This is a genomic window from Pseudoalteromonas aurantia 208, from assembly GCF_014858725.1.
GTDB lineage: Bacteria > Pseudomonadota > Gammaproteobacteria > Enterobacterales > Alteromonadaceae > Pseudoalteromonas > Pseudoalteromonas aurantia.
The window spans coordinates 848,149-864,226 of sequence record NZ_AQGV01000012.1 but is presented as its reverse complement, the minus strand read 5'-3'; the positions used below and the strand labels follow the sequence as shown (position 1 = coordinate 864,226).

The following is a 16,078-nucleotide window of genomic DNA, read 5'->3' as shown; positions in this document are numbered from 1 at the left end:
TATGGCAGTGAAGCAACTCTCACTAATTAACCTCAAGTTTGGATAAGGGTTTTGGAATAGAAAATGTTTTGAAAACAAACTTACGTACAATCCAACCAATGATGATATTTTATTCAATATTTAGGCGCTTTTATGCAGTAATAGCCGGCTATTACAAATGAAAGCAACGCCGAGAGTGAGAAAAATAGCTTTAATTGGGCAAATTCGCTTATCCAGAGCTGAGGTTTATTACAATAACGTAGTTGAACAAAACACACTAAAATATAGGAAAAACCACTAAATAACTATCACCCTGAGTACCCCAACATTAATCAACCTATTCGTGCCTAAAGTGCTGAATAACTCAGTCCTTACACCTCATTACGGTCAAAATAGTTGTAAAAAATGCAGTATATGTACTTATGAGTCAAAGTAACCTTAATGCTTTATAGATGATGCCGAATACATCCATTTTGAATGAATACTATCGTGCCCTCCCTCTCGATGTACTGCCATTCCTAATGCTCTAAAACATCAACTAAGAGCTCATACCAGATAGAAATAACAAAATAATATACAACGATAAAATGTTAAGTTTGTAAATTACTTAAATAACACGTTATAGGTAATCTCTTTGACTTATTCTGTTGTTGTATTTAGTACATTTTCAACTCCCCCGTTACACGGTTAAAAATTGAAAAATATAAGCTTATTTTTCAAAAGCCTAATAAGAAAAAATTATATTTAAAATATATTCAAATAATTACTAAGAACAAGAAAGAACATGTTTTTTCAATCAGTGATAAGTTCATCGCAATTCATATTTAGCGCGAAAAGCAAACAACACGCTTATTGTGTTAAAAGCGCTTGAGCGCAAACATTTTTAAACTCACTTATTTAATAAAAAGAGAAAAAACATGACTCAATTACACTTCTCATTGGCAAGCTTGGCCCTCGCAAGCTTACTGGGTGGATGTTCCGGCAGCTCTGAAAACACGGTTACCTCTGCTAGCCCTGAAAATAAAGGGATCAGTAAACAACTGCCACAAACCGATAGCTCGCTCGCATCAAAGTCAACTATTTCTCTCAAATACAATCCACTCGCTTTAAACTCAACGCCCTCGAGTTTAATGCTTACTAAAGACCAAAATGGTTCCTTTGCAATCAAGGTCATGGCTGGGTTTAAGGTTGAGCAAGTATCAGGGTGTAATGCAAAATTAAGCGCTCAAAAAAACGCAATTACACTTAATGGTACAAACCAAGATTGTACCATTACCATTTTAGACAAAAAAATAGTCAATAAAGTCGCAATTACTAGCACAGTAACTGGGTTAGGCGAACTTATTGGTTTACCTGAATCAATCGCAACAGGCAGCGCCTTTACATTCAATTCTCAAGCTCGCTCAGGTCATCATATCGGAAGCCTCTCTGGGTGTGGCGTAACAAGAACAAACAAAAATGCTTGGATAGTAAAAAACGCCATAGCTCCGTGCCATATTACTGCGAAATTTGAGTCTCAATTTCAAGCACCCGACGCATTACTAGAAGTCATTAAGCTACCTATTGTTGTACACGCATTAGACAGTGCAACCACCGTTATTACTGATTCTCAAATTCGCGCCCAACTTGTTCAGCTGAATAGAAATTTTAGAGCACAAAGCGCGAGTCAGGCAATTTCAACATTTGGCGCAAAGAAGCTATCACACGGCATGAAAGACAGTGGCATTCAATTCTACTTAGCATCTAAAACGCCCTCAGGTGAAGTAACTTCAGGTATCAACCGTGTCGCTCACTCGACGACAATTGAGCCGTTCAGTAGCAACAAACCAGTGTGGGATACATCCCGTTACGTTAATGTCTGGGTAGGTGACCTTGATACTGAAACTGGTTTTAAACTAAGTAAAACTATCAAAACGCAAGCTGGCTCTGATAAAAAAACGGGCATTATCATCGACAGCAGTGTATTCAATACCCAAAAAGCAAAACCTGAAAAACACAGCCCCACGATAGAGCAAAAAACACCGTTACACGCTGCGCCCAAAACAGTATTAACCCATGAAGTAGGTCACTTCCTAGGATTGCATGGTTTTGTTGTTGATAGTCCAATTGCGCCGCCTTGTGATATGCCGACCAGTTTCCGTGACACCTGTGCAAATGAACAATTGTACTTTAATTTTATGCGCGAGAGTGCTTCAGATGAGCACAGAAAAACATTCACGCAAAGCCAAATACAACGCATGAGAGATACGCTCACTCAAGGCAACCTCAAGTCTTTATACGATAACTCATTAGCGCTTTAACCCACATCGCGTTTTCACTTATCACTGAACATTAGGTATTGAAATGAAAATTAAGAATGACGATCACTTGTTCTACGGAGCCTTACTTTTGGTTCTTATGTGCATATATGTCATGTATGACGCTCACTCAGCATTTAGTTGTTCGGTTGGCTCGTGCTTTTAAGCGTAAGCGTCATCGCCAAGCGTGGCTTTCAAAGTTAAAGCCAAACCACACAGTGAAGTATTGACTTCACTGTGCATGCGCTTTGTAAAACACGATTATTACTGTTTGCTGCAAAGAGAAACATTCAGAAAACACATTTTATTTATTAAACACTTAAAGAAAAGCCATATGTTCATTCTAGTATGCAATGAACAACGTTTAAGCGGCTTTTGTTTCCAAATAGAGGTTAGAATGAAACATAAAAAACCATGTCAGTTTGTACTGTCTACACAAAGCTTACTTTTGCTTAGCTTAAGTGCTGTCAGCCAATATACACAAGCTGATGAGCTTATTTTATCACCGAGCTTGTCCTTACAAACTGGTGATACTATTGTACTTAAACCAAAAAATGCACAGTCAACCGACTTTGTATGTCTTGGACGTGAGAGCAACGGGTTGGTCACGATTGCAGTACCAGATCACAGTGGGCTTCCCTCAAACTTGCGAGGTTTTTACAACCCTTGGTGTAAATTCAACGTAGAAATAGTGGATGCACAACGTGGTACCCTCAATCTGAAGGTACATCAAAATACCACATCTCAATATGCTGGCCGTTATTTGAAACGGTATTACCAAGATAAACAGTACGTCTCAATTACGCCAGGTTGGACACCCGATGCTTTTTCAACATTTACAGTCACTTCTAAAGGCAGTGACTTAATTGAGATGCAGGCTGAAAATGGGCATTACGTTACCGCTTCAGGCCGTGCTATTAGTGTGGCGAACACAGATGAACGCCAATTTCATTTATATACTTCAGCCGTCGATGTTATCGATGGTGCCCCTGTTGAAGATGAGACTATAGCTCCTGACATCTCCCAGTCGCACGCTCGAACTTACATGGCCAGTACGCTCGAGGGATACCCAAAGTACAGCAACAAAGATGGGTATGGAGAATATCAGCTCATTAATGAGCAAAATAAAGAAACGCTCAGTATTTTGTCTTTTAAACGCCAGCTGATACCTAACCAAACAGGGGCAACACTTGCCTTTGAATATAACAGCTGTAATGCCGATGGTAAGCCGAGCATGACCTCTATGCAAATGTCATCATTTGGCATACGTCTTGGTGCAACTACGCCGAAAAGCCTCGAAATTAAGCCTCAATCAACCATTGGCCCTGTTCACAGTGACAGTGCAAATGGTATTGAGATTTTCTTCAGAGATACCTTCGGCCGTATGATAGGTGTATGGGGGCATAATCCAAGCGTCGATATCCGTAACTATGTTGATACTGATCTGCAATACACCAATTGCCAATTTCAAGAAGTCACTCTGCACATTAATACCAACAACGCACTTTCACTCAACATAGGCAAGCACAGTATTTTAGACAAAGTGCAACTCACTGATGAACAAGTTGCGAATATATACTCGCACCCTGTCACCTTTTTCGCGGGCAGCCAAGCTGGTCTGCCACAACAAAGCAATAGCTATACGATTCGCAATGTTCGTTATGAGGGCATTGACGCTGTTTTTACCTCAAATTCTGACCACAATAGTCCATCGCACACTCGTAATAACAAGCAAAACCCCAGTGAATTTGCATTATTAACCACCTCAGACGATGCGCCGACAACCAGCAGCCTTTTTTTACCGCCTTTAGAACACGCCGAATTTGGCTTTGAATTTGATTATCGTATCTGTCCTGCACACAATACAGTCCAAACTGAAGTCGGTTTAGCATTGAGCCTTAACCAAATAGACATCATTGCAGCCTATGAACAAACCGATATAAACGCCCTTACTCCTGAATCATATGGCCTGCTAGATGCCAATAAAGCACAGGGCGTTGCGCTACATGTTGGGGTAAATACCAGCGCTAAACTAATTGATACCAATGATTATAGTGTCATGAACTCAGGCGCAAATCAGACCCTTATTGGTGATTGTACTTGGCATTCAGCGCTCATAGGGACCAAAAGAGTCACTGACGATGTATCTGATACCTTTGCATTTGGTTTGTATTTATCTGCAAACGACGCTGATAGCGCATACGGTAAAGCAAACCCTGATTATGCTCTATCTGTCATGCATAATTTAAGTGCTGATACGGTGTATGAATTTTTATCTCAACCCATCGGCTTGCATGCTGGTAGTAAACACTTTTCTGGTAGTGTCGATATTCGCAACCTAAACTATACACAAAACTTGCGTATAGATGAGCCTCACGAGAATCTTACCACAACGCAAACAATATTAAACGTTGCTGAAGTCTCGTTCAAAGAAGACACCGATGCAGACAAAGTCGCTAATTGGTTTGAAGACTCACGCTTTAACATCAACACGGAGCCAACTCTGCAAGGCACCAACATTGATAGTTTTAAAGGCAATTTACAAGCGACTGCAAAGGGGCTATTTACGCATTTCAATCAATATCTCACGCCAGATCAAAAAGCGATGTACGTTTACTACCCGCAGTTTGTAAAGATGTTTCAAGGATTACAATATAATACCAAGCAAGCCACACGACAGCTTGGCGGTCACCCTAAAAGCCGAGGAAACTTATGGGTCAATGCGGTCGGCACTTATTTAAAAAAGCTAAAAGCACATCGGCTTGATAATGACAGTATGGCGAACCTCTCCAAGCAAGAAAGCCTTGGACAAACTATTTACTTAAAAACAATTACGCCCTATATAAACATGTCTGTTGATATGCACACAGGTGGTATAACGCTTGCTAATGTACTCACTCGTGACATCATTGATAACTACTTTAGCGGTCCCTTCTTGGCTTATTCTGGGTTTGGTAAAGTATCCGATAGCGCTAAACATATTTTGCAATTCACACGCTTTAACGACATCGCGGCGCGCCAGTATGGGGCTGGCAATTTTCCAATACCAACAGTTAAAAATCCAGATAACGATTGGCAAAATGAACAAAACTGGCGACTTTTCCACCGTGCTGAAGTACCTGCAATGTGGGCTTTCTCTGCTGTTGGATTAGATGTTTATAGCTACAGTAGTAGAGCGAGTGGTACCACATATCTCGAGTTTCTAGAAGCCAAAGACGCCGCACTAGAGCAAACTGTGGCGTTTTACAAACTCAACGGTCATAACGGCGATAAGTTATATGCAGCAGCTCAGCGTGCTATTGCTCAGTATCAACAAGCGTATTTACCTGGTGCAATGAATGCTTATGATCCACTTGTTAGAGCAGCGCACTATGTGCGAAACGCGTACAAAAAAGAGCTACTTGATCATGTTGATGGGCAACTTGCTTCCGCATGTGCAGCCAGCCAATTTGATTATGAGCTCGTCAAGAATTGTTTCTATCCGCAACTACAAGCTGATTTAAATAAGGTAGCGCGCATTCGTCAACAAGCAATTAGCGACTTTATTACTCAAAAAGGCAGCAAAGGCTATTTTGGTCAATTTGCCGATTGGTTAATGGTTCTACTGCCCGTTGTTGAAGAAATTCGCGCCATGGATTTAGTCAGTACACTCAGTGCTGCGCTTGAAGAAGAAGGTATGTCAATGAGCTCTTTTGCTGAGGAAGGCATTGCCACTTTGGAAGAAGAAAGTGCAAGTTTAGAAAGCTCACTTATCGGTAGTGAAGCCACACAAGAGATCAATTTTGCCGCCTTTTGCCCTATTTAAACCGGAGAACAATCATGATTAAAGCAATGCTTACGGTATCCATGTTGATAATTTGCTCAGCGAGTACCTATGCCCAAAACACACAAACTCATATCATTGATGGTAAATCATTTACGTATGCGTCAGATTTAAGTGAAGAAGCAAAAACAGCGCTGTTTGAGCGCTTTGCAAATACCACGGCAAATGTTGAGAAAAGCACCGCAAATACGGCTTATATTAATGATGTATTCGCTTATGAAGACTCAGGTGCAGCACTAACAACACTTGCAGAGTATGAAAACTCATTCCCAGAAGCGAGTAGACTTTTTGGTCGCCTCATTGCTCAATCTAAATCAGCAATTGCCAGATATACACAAGACTTTAAAGCCATTAACAACTATGCCCGTACGGGGGTCCCTACAGGCCCCAATGGTGTAGCGGCGGACCTTGCTGACACTCAAATGTTTATGAATAACTTAGATACAGGGCTACAACATTTACCTAAGTATACGGGTACAAGCTATCGCTATACGCAAGACTTGGGGATTGGCAATAAACTCGTCAGTGGCGAAATCAAGATCGGTGATGTAGTGGCAGACAAAGCCTATCAATCCACCTCTAGCAATCTAAACTTTATGAATGCACCTCAAGCTGAGCAATTTTATGGTAATGCAGATGATCTTGTTTTTTACGAAATAGAAGGCCAAAACGGTCGGTTTTTACCAACCAACTTCACCTCTGGTGGCGTTGCTAAAAATCAATTTGAAGTACTGTTTCCAAGAAACACGGCATTTAAAATTGACGGCTATTCACAATTTAGAAAAACCATGACCTCCGGCGGTATCGCTAAAGAGCGTAATGTCACATATGTAAAAGTCTCTGAAATAGAGTCTAACCCTGAAATTATGGAAGGTGCACTGGCAAGCCACAGTGGTGAATTAATAAATGCGCCGAGCTGTGTAGAATAAGCAAGTAAAGTCGCAGCTGGATAACTTACCCAGCTGCGCATTAAAACCTGACTTCAGTTACATCCAGATTATGTTAGTCAATGAAAGCATGCTTAGTCTTCCATACCGAAATCTCACCATTGATAATTTGGATTGATTAGCAACACACATTGAAAAGCCAAATTTTACATTTCGAGTATATTTGGATTATTTTTGTAATCGCAGCGATTCTATAACTTTGGCATCGACCCAGTAAATATCTGCTTTCTCACCGCGAGATCCATACGAACGGTGAAAGAAAAAATATTTGCCATCAGGTGTCACACTACCATACGAATCTTGATGTTTTGAATTTATCTTATCTCCTAAGTTTATCGCAGCGCCCCAGGTACCATCTGATTGTTTGAAAGAAACATATAAATCATTATCACCATAGCCTTCTTCTCTTTCACTGTCCCAAATAATATACGACTCATCTGAAGCAATGAATGGATGTGCTGTCCATTTACCGGTATTTATTTCTTTACTCACAGATTGAGGTAACGTTCGTTTGCCATCGACCAGCCGAGAATAGCGGATATTCCCTATTTCAGTTGCCTCATCGAAATAAAACGTGCCTTTAGATGACGCCGTCAGACGCATGATAGGCATATCATCAAAAGGAGCCCCTAAGCTTTTCACTTCAGACCAACCAGACCCAACTCGCTCTCTGTACGTTTTCCCCAAATGTAAAACTTGACCATCTGTAGAAATAAATGGTTGTCCAGCTCGGGGCGGTAAAACAGACTCCACCCACTGATCATCTTTATACTGAATGAAAACCAATGTATTCTTTTTATACTCTCCTCCTCTTCTTCTAAAGTAAAACTCTTTTAAATCAGGAGAAAATGCAGCAGCGGCTGCTCTGAAGCCCTTTTTTATCAGGTTCGGAGCAAAAATTTTAGGCGTTAAACCTGGTGGCTTTTGCCCAAGATAGATGTTTTCTCTAACAGGGGCATTATTCTTACTGTAACTATGACTACTCACCACAATGGCAGAAACCAATAACACCAATGAAATATAACTATGTTTCATAATGTACCTTTAATTTGTAACCAGTAAATTCTCTAATTTCTAAATAACGGCCGTATTAAGCTTCAGCGTTTTATACTCGCCGCAATAATTGACTGATAGCTTTAAACAGTCACTATAACGGGATCATTATTTTTAATTTTGATGTTGCCGAGATTGCTATATAAACTACGGTTTAGGCCTTAAACGCTCAATCACTTGGGCATCTACCCAGTAACTTTTTCCAACCCAATTGGTACTGCCGTCTTTTCGAGTTTGCCACTCTCCTCTAGAGAAAAATAAATACTTTCCATCATGAGTCACGCGTGGTGAGCTTTCTTGTAGCTTAGTATTGATTTGAGGGCCCATATTCATTGCTGGTAACCAAGACCCGTCTTCGTTTTTAAAGCTGATGTAGATGTCTGCTTGGCCATAGCCATCCTTTCTCACTACATCCCACATCAGATAAGATTCGTCCGGTGCGATATAAGGGTGTGCAATCCATTCTCCCGTATTTATCTCTGCGCCCAATTTTACGGGGGAGTTATATTTCCCATCGATTAGGCGTGAATAACCCAGATAGCCATGTCCTTTGCCTTCTTTTTTGAAAAAAGCAAAATAGTAGGTCCCGTTAGAAGACAGTGAGATGCCATGAGCTTGATTTTTTAAGAACACACCTTGCTTTTTAGCAGCCGACCACCCCGTGTCTGTCCGTTCTCTGTATTCCCTCCCACCATATAAGAGAGTGCCATCAGCAGAGAATTGTGGCCATCTGATATCGGTTTCAACTTCAGGCCCCCAGCGATTGTTTATATATTGGGTAACAAAAAAGGTGCGCTTTTTATATTTCCCATTTTTGCGAGTGAAATAAAACTCAGTCATATCAGGTGTAAACGTCCCGCCTTCGAATCGCCCTTGTGGTGATACTATTTTAGGGTCAAAGAGTTTTGGGACCAAACCCGGTGCCGATTCACCAAAATAGCGCTCTTTTAAGTCCAGTGGTGTGTCTTTACCATAGCTAAGGCTACTCACTGCCATAATTGAAGGTAATAAAATAGCGAATATGCCTATACGTTTCATAATACTTCCCCTAACTTGAAACCAGTGTATTTTAGCGACCATCTGGAAATGGCTTTTATTAATATCATGCTCAATATGATTGCATCGATGCTCAAATTACGCTGGTCAATATCAAAACACTTGACGTCCTAATGACTTTTACGTGATTTCACTTAGTCAACACCAAACAAAACTTTTCGCCACCAAGAAATTACACATAAGCCCTTGTTATAAATACTTTAATTTTAATGTTCTGAGTGCCAATTCAACTATACTGAGCAACATAGTTTAAATTTCGCAGGTTCCATACACTTTGAAAACACACCATTGAACCATCTCGATCCCAGATAAAGTAACGGTATTAAGCCTAAAGACCACTCAGCTGTAAGCTAAAACAACCTCACTTTTATACCGAAAATATGTATCGTAGTTCATTTCAAGTAACGTTATTATTTATCGATTAAAGGGCTTAGTTTGACTGAACATGACAGTCTAAATATCACGATAGATATATAAAACTTAACTTCAGGTAAAAAATATTTGACATCAACAAGTCAAGTAATCTACGCTATACCTATGTTAAATATTTTTGACTTCAGGTATAAAATACATGACTAGATCAGCCGCTTTAAAAGAATTTTTGCAAAGTATCAGTTTTAGAGAGGTTACATTGAGTATTGACTTATTAGTCAGTACTTACATTGGCTATTTCTATCTAAAAAACGTGTTTTCAGCTAGCTCAGAACAACTTGCATCACCGGTTTGGCTATCTGAGCTGTTACTGCAAGTAATTATTTACAGTATTGTACTCATGGTGATCAGTTATATCGTGCTGGCTTTCATCAGCGATGATGAGCTTGAACAACCACTTGATGTGCGCGAAAAACAAATAAGCTTAGTTGGATATAAATACACCACGTATATATTACAAACAGGGATATGCATTGCAATCTTTCAATATCAAGCGCATGCGCAAGGGTTTGGACCATCTATAGAATACAACATACCTTTTTTGCCATTACATATCATGGTTTGCGCCTTTTTATTGGCGGAAATAACCAACTACGCGACACAACTCTACAAAGGACGAACCGGAGCTATTTATGGCTAGTGGCGTTATTACCAATTCAATTCGAACTCTGCGCTTTTTAAATAATGAAATGACGCAAAAGCAACTGGCTCAGGAGATTGGCGTAACACGTCAAACCGTCATGGCGATTGAGGCCAATAAATACTCTCCATCGCTTGAAGTAGCATTTAAAATTGCGACGGTATTTAAGTTACCACTAGAAGAGATATTTCAATATCAACACTCTAGTGACTAATGTTTTTGTAAGCTCTGAAACGGTTGTATGTGAAAATAATCATCTAGGCAGCTCAGCTGCTGTTATGAACACATGACTTCTCTCTCAATTGATTACCTCAATAGAGCATAAAATGTAGGAGATGAGATATTCGTTATTCATAATGCCATCAGTCGCTAGTTTTATTGATAATACATACTGAGTAGCTTTACCCACACAACTACCACTCATTCTCGTAGTTCAATTATTTGTTATTAGCGCTATTCGTTTGATGTTTGATGCTTACCACTTCCAAATAGCAAAAACATCATAACATATACAATGTACTATTAAGTGGCAGTCATGCATTGCTCAAAAATCTGCCTATTCATTCTCTGTACTCACCATATTTATCACGCACATAGTTTGTGATATATAAACAGTAATTAACACATTCATTGATATTATAAATTGATAGTTTTTTATTTATAATGCTAAGCCATTAGAAGTAGGGAAAACCGAAATAAAGTAAAAATCAAATACATTATTTTAAACTAACAATGGAATAAGTGTATTTATGGTTACTGTTGTTCACAACAATTCAAACCAAAATAAATTAATTTCATGATGCATTTTTCAGCAATCATGTTAAATTACTTCAGCCGCGATGATAGTGGCTTTTAATTAGAATTGTTTAAGGATAAAAATGAAAGCTAAAAATATACTTACTTTAATAACTTGCTCTTTTTTATTTAGTTCAGCTTTTTTAAATAAAGCAGCAGCCTCTCAAAAGATAACTTATTATTCGAAAGAGTGTAATTATACAAACTCAGGAATAACACAAAAGAATGGAACTCTTTATTCTTTTTCGGCAGGTGAAACTCGATATACATCTTGGTTCAGCGCTCCAGAACAGGCAGTTTGCCCTGAGCCAAGATCCGTTATGGGCGAGTTTAAGAGCTTGATCTGGCCAGCGCCTGTTATATACGACCTAGTATATGTGCCACTTAGCTCAGTTAAAGTACTTACTCGGGTTGTAACTGAATAGTTCTTTTAGCGCTATATAGCTGTTGCTTTTACAAACGGCTATATATTGTAAAGTTTACAATGCTACATCCATATTTCATCAAAAACTCAAATAAAAAACCTGCACTGCACATCTAAAATAACATGACGTAATAAACATTGCATAAATATAAAGATTCTTATCATTACTTTAAAAACAGTACGATTCATTCTCTCTTTCATAGTATTACGATGCAAACAAAGAATTAGCGCTTTTGAACTTTCTCCATGACAATAGTTAAAAGCAAACTAAATGTTTGTTACCTCCTAATTATCCACTATATGTATGACTTAACATTGCTCAGTAGTTTAATGAAATAAACTGATAAATAGGCACCTATTTTTAAGTTTTCAGCCGCTGCTGTATTCATTATTTTTTTAATGAGGTAAAGTCATCAATCAGTTCTTCTAACTCTTTTATTAAATGACGATGTTGCTTCTCAGACAAACTCTGATAAACCTCAGCTAAAAACTGATTACGTTGATGTCTATTGTGGGCAATGCGCTCAGCTAACTCCGCACTTCTAAACTGTTCAGGCTCTTTGAGTAACTTTACCAAACCAGTTTCAAATTGTTTATCTGTACTAGGCTTTGCCAATAGGGCCTTGAGTTGAGCTTGATAATTGGTTCGGTATTCAGCTCTCAAGTCAGCAGTCGTCTGCTGTTTGTCGTACAATGCGACTATCAAGTCTTCTTGCCTGTCATTGAGGTTACCTAACCAACGTTCTAAATTATTTTCTTGGTCATTCAGCCACCGTTTTTTACGTTTTTGTACCGAGCGCTTTTGACGCTTTTTTATCGACTCTAATTCTGATTCAGCCAACTCAGAAAAAAGCGTGTTCACTTGCTCTTGAGTTAACATGGGTGCCATTGCAGCCAAATCAGGCGCTACTGTATCTCTGACTCGATACCAATGCGCGCGCAATCTGTTTTGGTGAAACTCTATGCGCTGCACAGACATGTTATCGGCTTCAACATCTGCTTTTATTTCATTAAAGTGAGCAATATATTTATCAAGTTCCTCGGCTTTGTGCCAACTTAACCAAAGTTGTAAACGTTCGTCAAAACGCGCTTCTTGATCATCCGTCAATGAAATATAGTCATCTAAATACCAATAGGTGAGCCAACTTGCATTTCGGTATGCGAATTTAGTAGAACACCCCGCAACTGTTAATAGCGCAAGTAATATAATTATTTTTCTCATTGTTAAGCCACTCAAAGCATTTTATGACTTCAGTTTATACGCCTACTTAGCAAAAACAGATTAAAAAAGTGTTTAAAAGTATTACAAAATATTTATGAATAAAGCATTGTGACTACAATAGTTTCATTGTAGCGCTTCAGTAGTATGCTCAGAACAAGAAAACCAATCAATGAATCTACAAGCACAAAGTACAGCTTTAATTCAAAAGGCATCCCTTTGGTCGTCAATTTTAGTTGGCTAAAAACGGCTCAATTTCTACTTGACCCTCTCATAAAGCAAGCTAAAGTTAATTTTGTGCACACTGATGTGCCACTTAATCTTCAATTTATAAGGAAATACCATGAAGAAATTATTTTCAACTGTCGTTGCCGTCTCGTTTGCTGTAAGCAGCACCCTTCTTAGTTCGTTTAGTTTTGCCAGTGATATGATTGCTGTCTGTAATGCATGTTCTGAACAACAAATGCAAAACCGTGCAATTCAATATGCTCCCAATGGTGGTAAAGTACACGTTATTGATATACATAATAATAAAGTGAGCGCTTATCAAACTGAGCGTGAAGAAGGCTTGGTCATGTATTGGGCTATTCCTGTAAAAGAGTCTATTAGAGCGGGTGTAACACATGTTCGAAACGCCAAAAATACAATTGAAGACTTAGCTCAAGGTAGCGTAAACATCGAGCATTTACGACCATTCTTAGGGGCATATTCAGATATTAATACGGCTCATACGGTTGCTAAGTATGCACCACAAAAGGCAGCGATTAAAACAGCACTGAGTGACTACTTTACAGGTAATATAGCCGGTGCCATTACGTCTGCATCAGTCAGTTTAGGCACCGCTATAGTAAATCAAGCGCTTACAGTTAACCTCGCGGTTAATGTACACTTTCCTAGCGATGGCACGACTTATGCCTTTATGTTTAAAGGTATAATAAAAAACTTAAATGGTGACGTGTCTGTCATGTTTGAACCCATTATTGATTCAGGGCGAGATAAAGGGATCCGCTTACACGAATCACATAACTATACCGGCTACAGAGCCAGAGGTGCAAGCGATGCATTGCAACGTATTCTCAACCACATGCTCGCATCAGGAGTTGCCGTAACCCTAAATGGTAACCCGCTTCCAACGGGCACAGTCACCATCACCGATGTTGTATGTAGCAATGAACCTGGTAAAGGTTGTAATGCGACAGAATAAACTCGGTGTGAACTTCACTCGATAACGTAAGTGGTCAGCTAAGCTGGCTACTTACTCATAGTGCGCATTTTATGGCAAGTAACTTTCAGCTGATAATAAAATGTAATTAAAGAGTTCTGTTTTACCTGTTATGCTTAAAAGTGCTATGCCCTATGGGGCTTCTTGCCTTTAATACCGCAATTATTTGCGCGCTTTGGTCTGAGTTAAACATGTAATACCCTATTAAAAATTCAATCCCTTGGTTATTTTTTACAGTAATATTTTTCGGTATTCCACCAATGCTAAACCCCGTATAGTCACGCCATAACAACGACTTGCTTTCTCCAAATTTTGTTAGGAAAATACCGCTTTTATTGAGTTCGATAGAATACGCGTCTATTTTTGATTCTCCGGTATTAAATATCAGTAACCACATAGACACAAGTAAGGCCGCCGCAAGTAAAAAACACAAATATTGAATAGCAAACGTTTCCTCCCCATTTGCTATTGAAAGAATAAACGGAACGAGTGTAGGGAGTGCTAGCTTCATAACATAAGTATAAATTCTAAACTTAATTCCTTGTGTATTGGATTGTACAAATTTCAATATAGCTCCTTAAGTATTAACAACATACTTTTACCTATTTTCCAATATTATAATACACCACGGTGCTCAGCATGACGTATTAGTAAATAACCTTCTTAAGTAAAATCAATATAAACAATGATCACTATCGTCGATAAACGCTCATTAAATAGTATTATGAAGGCAGTGGCCTGAACCCTACTTTATAACCTGAAACAGTTCATCAATTGAGGGTAATAGGCCTTAATTGATTAGCTTACCTCGGTGTATCACAGCAAAAATATCTTGACTATTTTTTATATCTTCAATAGGGGAGCTATTTAAAATAACCAGACTTGCCTCCCCATTTTTATTTAAGCCTGTTGGCCTATTTAAAAACTCACGCGCGTAGCTTGTTGCACTCGCTAGGGCAAGCCAAGGCGATTGACCCGCGCTAACAAACTTCTCAAGTTCACGGTGCATTGTAAATCCTTGCAAAGTACCATAATTACCAGAGTCTGACCCTGCTAACAACTTTACATCTGCTGCAATTAAGTTTGCTAAGGATTGGTAATACATATTAGTTCTTCGCTTAATTTTATGTTTACTTTTCATCGTCATATTGCTTGCAGACACTGCATAAGCGCCTAAAATCCGTGAAGCAGCGACTTTTTTAGCCAACGGTGACTCTAGCACATTAGAAAACAAAAACTCATAATAATCTGTATCAACTGAGGTGGTAGGAATAACTGCAATACCATTTTCGGCTAAGGTTTTTGCAAGATCTATAGGCAAAACCGTATCATCAGGTAAATGAGTGATTGCATCTGCCTTTGCTTTAATTGCGTTTTCAATATCTGCAAGAGTATGAATATGCACAATCGTTTTAATACCGTACTTTTTAGCTTCTTTAATTGTGTATTCAAGCTTATGCGCCGTTAGTGATGGTAATTTTCCCTCTAAAGTACTCACAAGCTTTATCACGTCAGCTTGCTTTTTCGCAAGCTCAGCAATGTGCCGAGTAGCTTCTTGTTCATTAGAAATAGTGCGTGTTTTGCCGAACTGAGAACAATGTCCACCAGGGGCTGTTAAACACGATAAACTCGCATAAATATCTGCTCCCGTAATTAATTTTGCGTGTTGGAGCCTCCTGTGCTCAAACAACCTTTGCTCGTTACCAAATAAGTCCACAAAACCAGTTACACCAGCATGTAAAACTACTTGAGCGGTCGTACTTGGACCCATCGTTTCTGTTTTGGTGTTTGGCGCTCTATTGCCAAATGCGTGGGTGTGCATATCAATTAAACCTGGGATCACATATTTCCCAGCTATATCAATTTGTTTCCCCATAAAGTTATTTGGAATACGCTCTAGTCGACTAATAATCCGATCACCATCAAGCAAGAGGTGTTGTTTAATTACTGATTGAGTGCTTGGCTCTAATAACGTACCGTTAGTAAGTAGTATCGGCTCAGCGTGTGCAAACGGTCCAAGCACGCAGCTGAAAATCATGAAAATAGTGGTTCTTTTTATCATTGCAATCATATCTTTAATATTAAAAATAAGTTAGTCGCAGAAATAACTTAAATGGTTTAAATCAAAGTTATTGATTTGGCCTGAAACATAAGCAAAGTGATCTGACCGGTTCTTTTGAGGCAAAAAAAT

The 16,078-nt window shown here is 39.0% G+C and carries 12 protein-coding genes; 7 read left to right on the top strand and 5 right to left on the bottom strand.

What is annotated here, in order from left to right:
- Positions 1-896 precede the first annotated feature (896 nt).
- The 3 genes from PAUR_RS07705 (at position 897) to PAUR_RS07695 (ending at position 7,028) form a co-directional block, all read left to right on the top strand.
- Positions 897-2,279 (top strand): zinc metalloprotease, encoded by a 1,383-nt coding sequence (locus tag PAUR_RS07705; RefSeq protein WP_192507199.1) that lies wholly within the window; start codon positions 897-899, stop codon positions 2,277-2,279.
- A gap of 394 nt (positions 2,280-2,673) precedes the next feature.
- Positions 2,674-6,081 (top strand): hypothetical protein, encoded by a 3,408-nt coding sequence (locus tag PAUR_RS07700; RefSeq protein ID WP_192507198.1) that lies wholly within the window; start codon positions 2,674-2,676, stop codon positions 6,079-6,081.
- Positions 6,082-6,095: 14 nt separating this feature from the next.
- On the top strand, positions 6,096-7,028 hold the full coding sequence (locus PAUR_RS07695) for an ADP-ribosyltransferase (RefSeq protein WP_192507197.1): 933 nt from the start codon (positions 6,096-6,098) through the stop codon (positions 7,026-7,028).
- Between the two features lie 186 nt (positions 7,029-7,214).
- Here PAUR_RS07695 and PAUR_RS07690 read toward each other — a convergent pair whose 3' ends face one another.
- Together PAUR_RS07690 and PAUR_RS07685 are read right to left on the bottom strand one after the other, a co-directional pair.
- Positions 7,215-8,081 (bottom strand): hypothetical protein, encoded by an 867-nt coding sequence (locus tag PAUR_RS07690; protein ID WP_192507196.1) that lies wholly within the window; start codon positions 8,079-8,081, stop codon positions 7,215-7,217.
- A 165-nt stretch (positions 8,082-8,246) separates the two neighbouring features.
- On the bottom strand, positions 8,247-9,137 hold the full coding sequence (locus PAUR_RS07685) for a PD40 domain-containing protein (protein WP_192507195.1): 891 nt from the start codon (positions 9,135-9,137) through the stop codon (positions 8,247-8,249).
- A gap of 589 nt (positions 9,138-9,726) precedes the next feature.
- Between PAUR_RS07685 and PAUR_RS07680 the strand changes: the two genes are divergently transcribed.
- From PAUR_RS07680 to PAUR_RS07670, 3 genes are all read left to right on the top strand, one after another.
- Positions 9,727-10,227 carry a hypothetical protein gene (locus PAUR_RS07680; protein ID WP_192507194.1) on the top strand — a complete coding sequence of 167 codons (501 nt, stop codon included), beginning with the start codon at positions 9,727-9,729 and terminating at the stop codon, positions 10,225-10,227.
- Complete coding sequence (locus PAUR_RS07675) at positions 10,220-10,441, top strand: helix-turn-helix transcriptional regulator (RefSeq protein WP_192507193.1); 222 nt, start codon at positions 10,220-10,222, stop codon at positions 10,439-10,441. The genes PAUR_RS07680 and PAUR_RS07675 overlap by 8 nt, the downstream gene beginning before the upstream one ends.
- Positions 10,442-11,105: 664 nt before the next feature.
- Positions 11,106-11,447 (top strand): hypothetical protein, encoded by a 342-nt coding sequence (locus PAUR_RS07670; RefSeq protein ID WP_192507192.1) that lies wholly within the window; start codon positions 11,106-11,108, stop codon positions 11,445-11,447.
- Positions 11,448-11,834: 387 nt separating this feature from the next.
- Here the strand turns inward: PAUR_RS07670 and PAUR_RS07665 are convergent, their stop codons facing one another.
- The gene (locus PAUR_RS07665) at positions 11,835-12,668 is read right to left on the bottom strand and encodes a DUF6279 family lipoprotein (RefSeq protein WP_192507191.1); all 834 of its coding nucleotides are present in this window, start codon (positions 12,666-12,668) and stop codon (positions 11,835-11,837) included.
- A gap of 340 nt (positions 12,669-13,008) precedes the next feature.
- Here PAUR_RS07665 and PAUR_RS07660 point away from each other — a divergent pair, with 340 nt between their 5' ends.
- Positions 13,009-13,869: a hypothetical protein gene (locus tag PAUR_RS07660; protein ID WP_192507190.1), complete on the top strand. Its 861-nt coding sequence runs from the start codon at positions 13,009-13,011 to the stop codon at positions 13,867-13,869.
- Positions 13,870-13,990: 121 nt separating this feature from the next.
- Here PAUR_RS07660 and PAUR_RS07655 read toward each other — a convergent pair whose 3' ends face one another.
- The gene (locus tag PAUR_RS07655) at positions 13,991-14,455 is read right to left on the bottom strand and encodes a hypothetical protein (RefSeq protein ID WP_192507189.1); all 465 of its coding nucleotides are present in this window, start codon (positions 14,453-14,455) and stop codon (positions 13,991-13,993) included.
- Between the two features lie 222 nt (positions 14,456-14,677).
- On the bottom strand, positions 14,678-15,949 hold the full coding sequence (locus PAUR_RS07650; RefSeq protein ID WP_192507188.1) for an amidohydrolase family protein: 1,272 nt from the start codon (positions 15,947-15,949) through the stop codon (positions 14,678-14,680).
- Positions 15,950-16,078 lie beyond the last annotated feature (129 nt).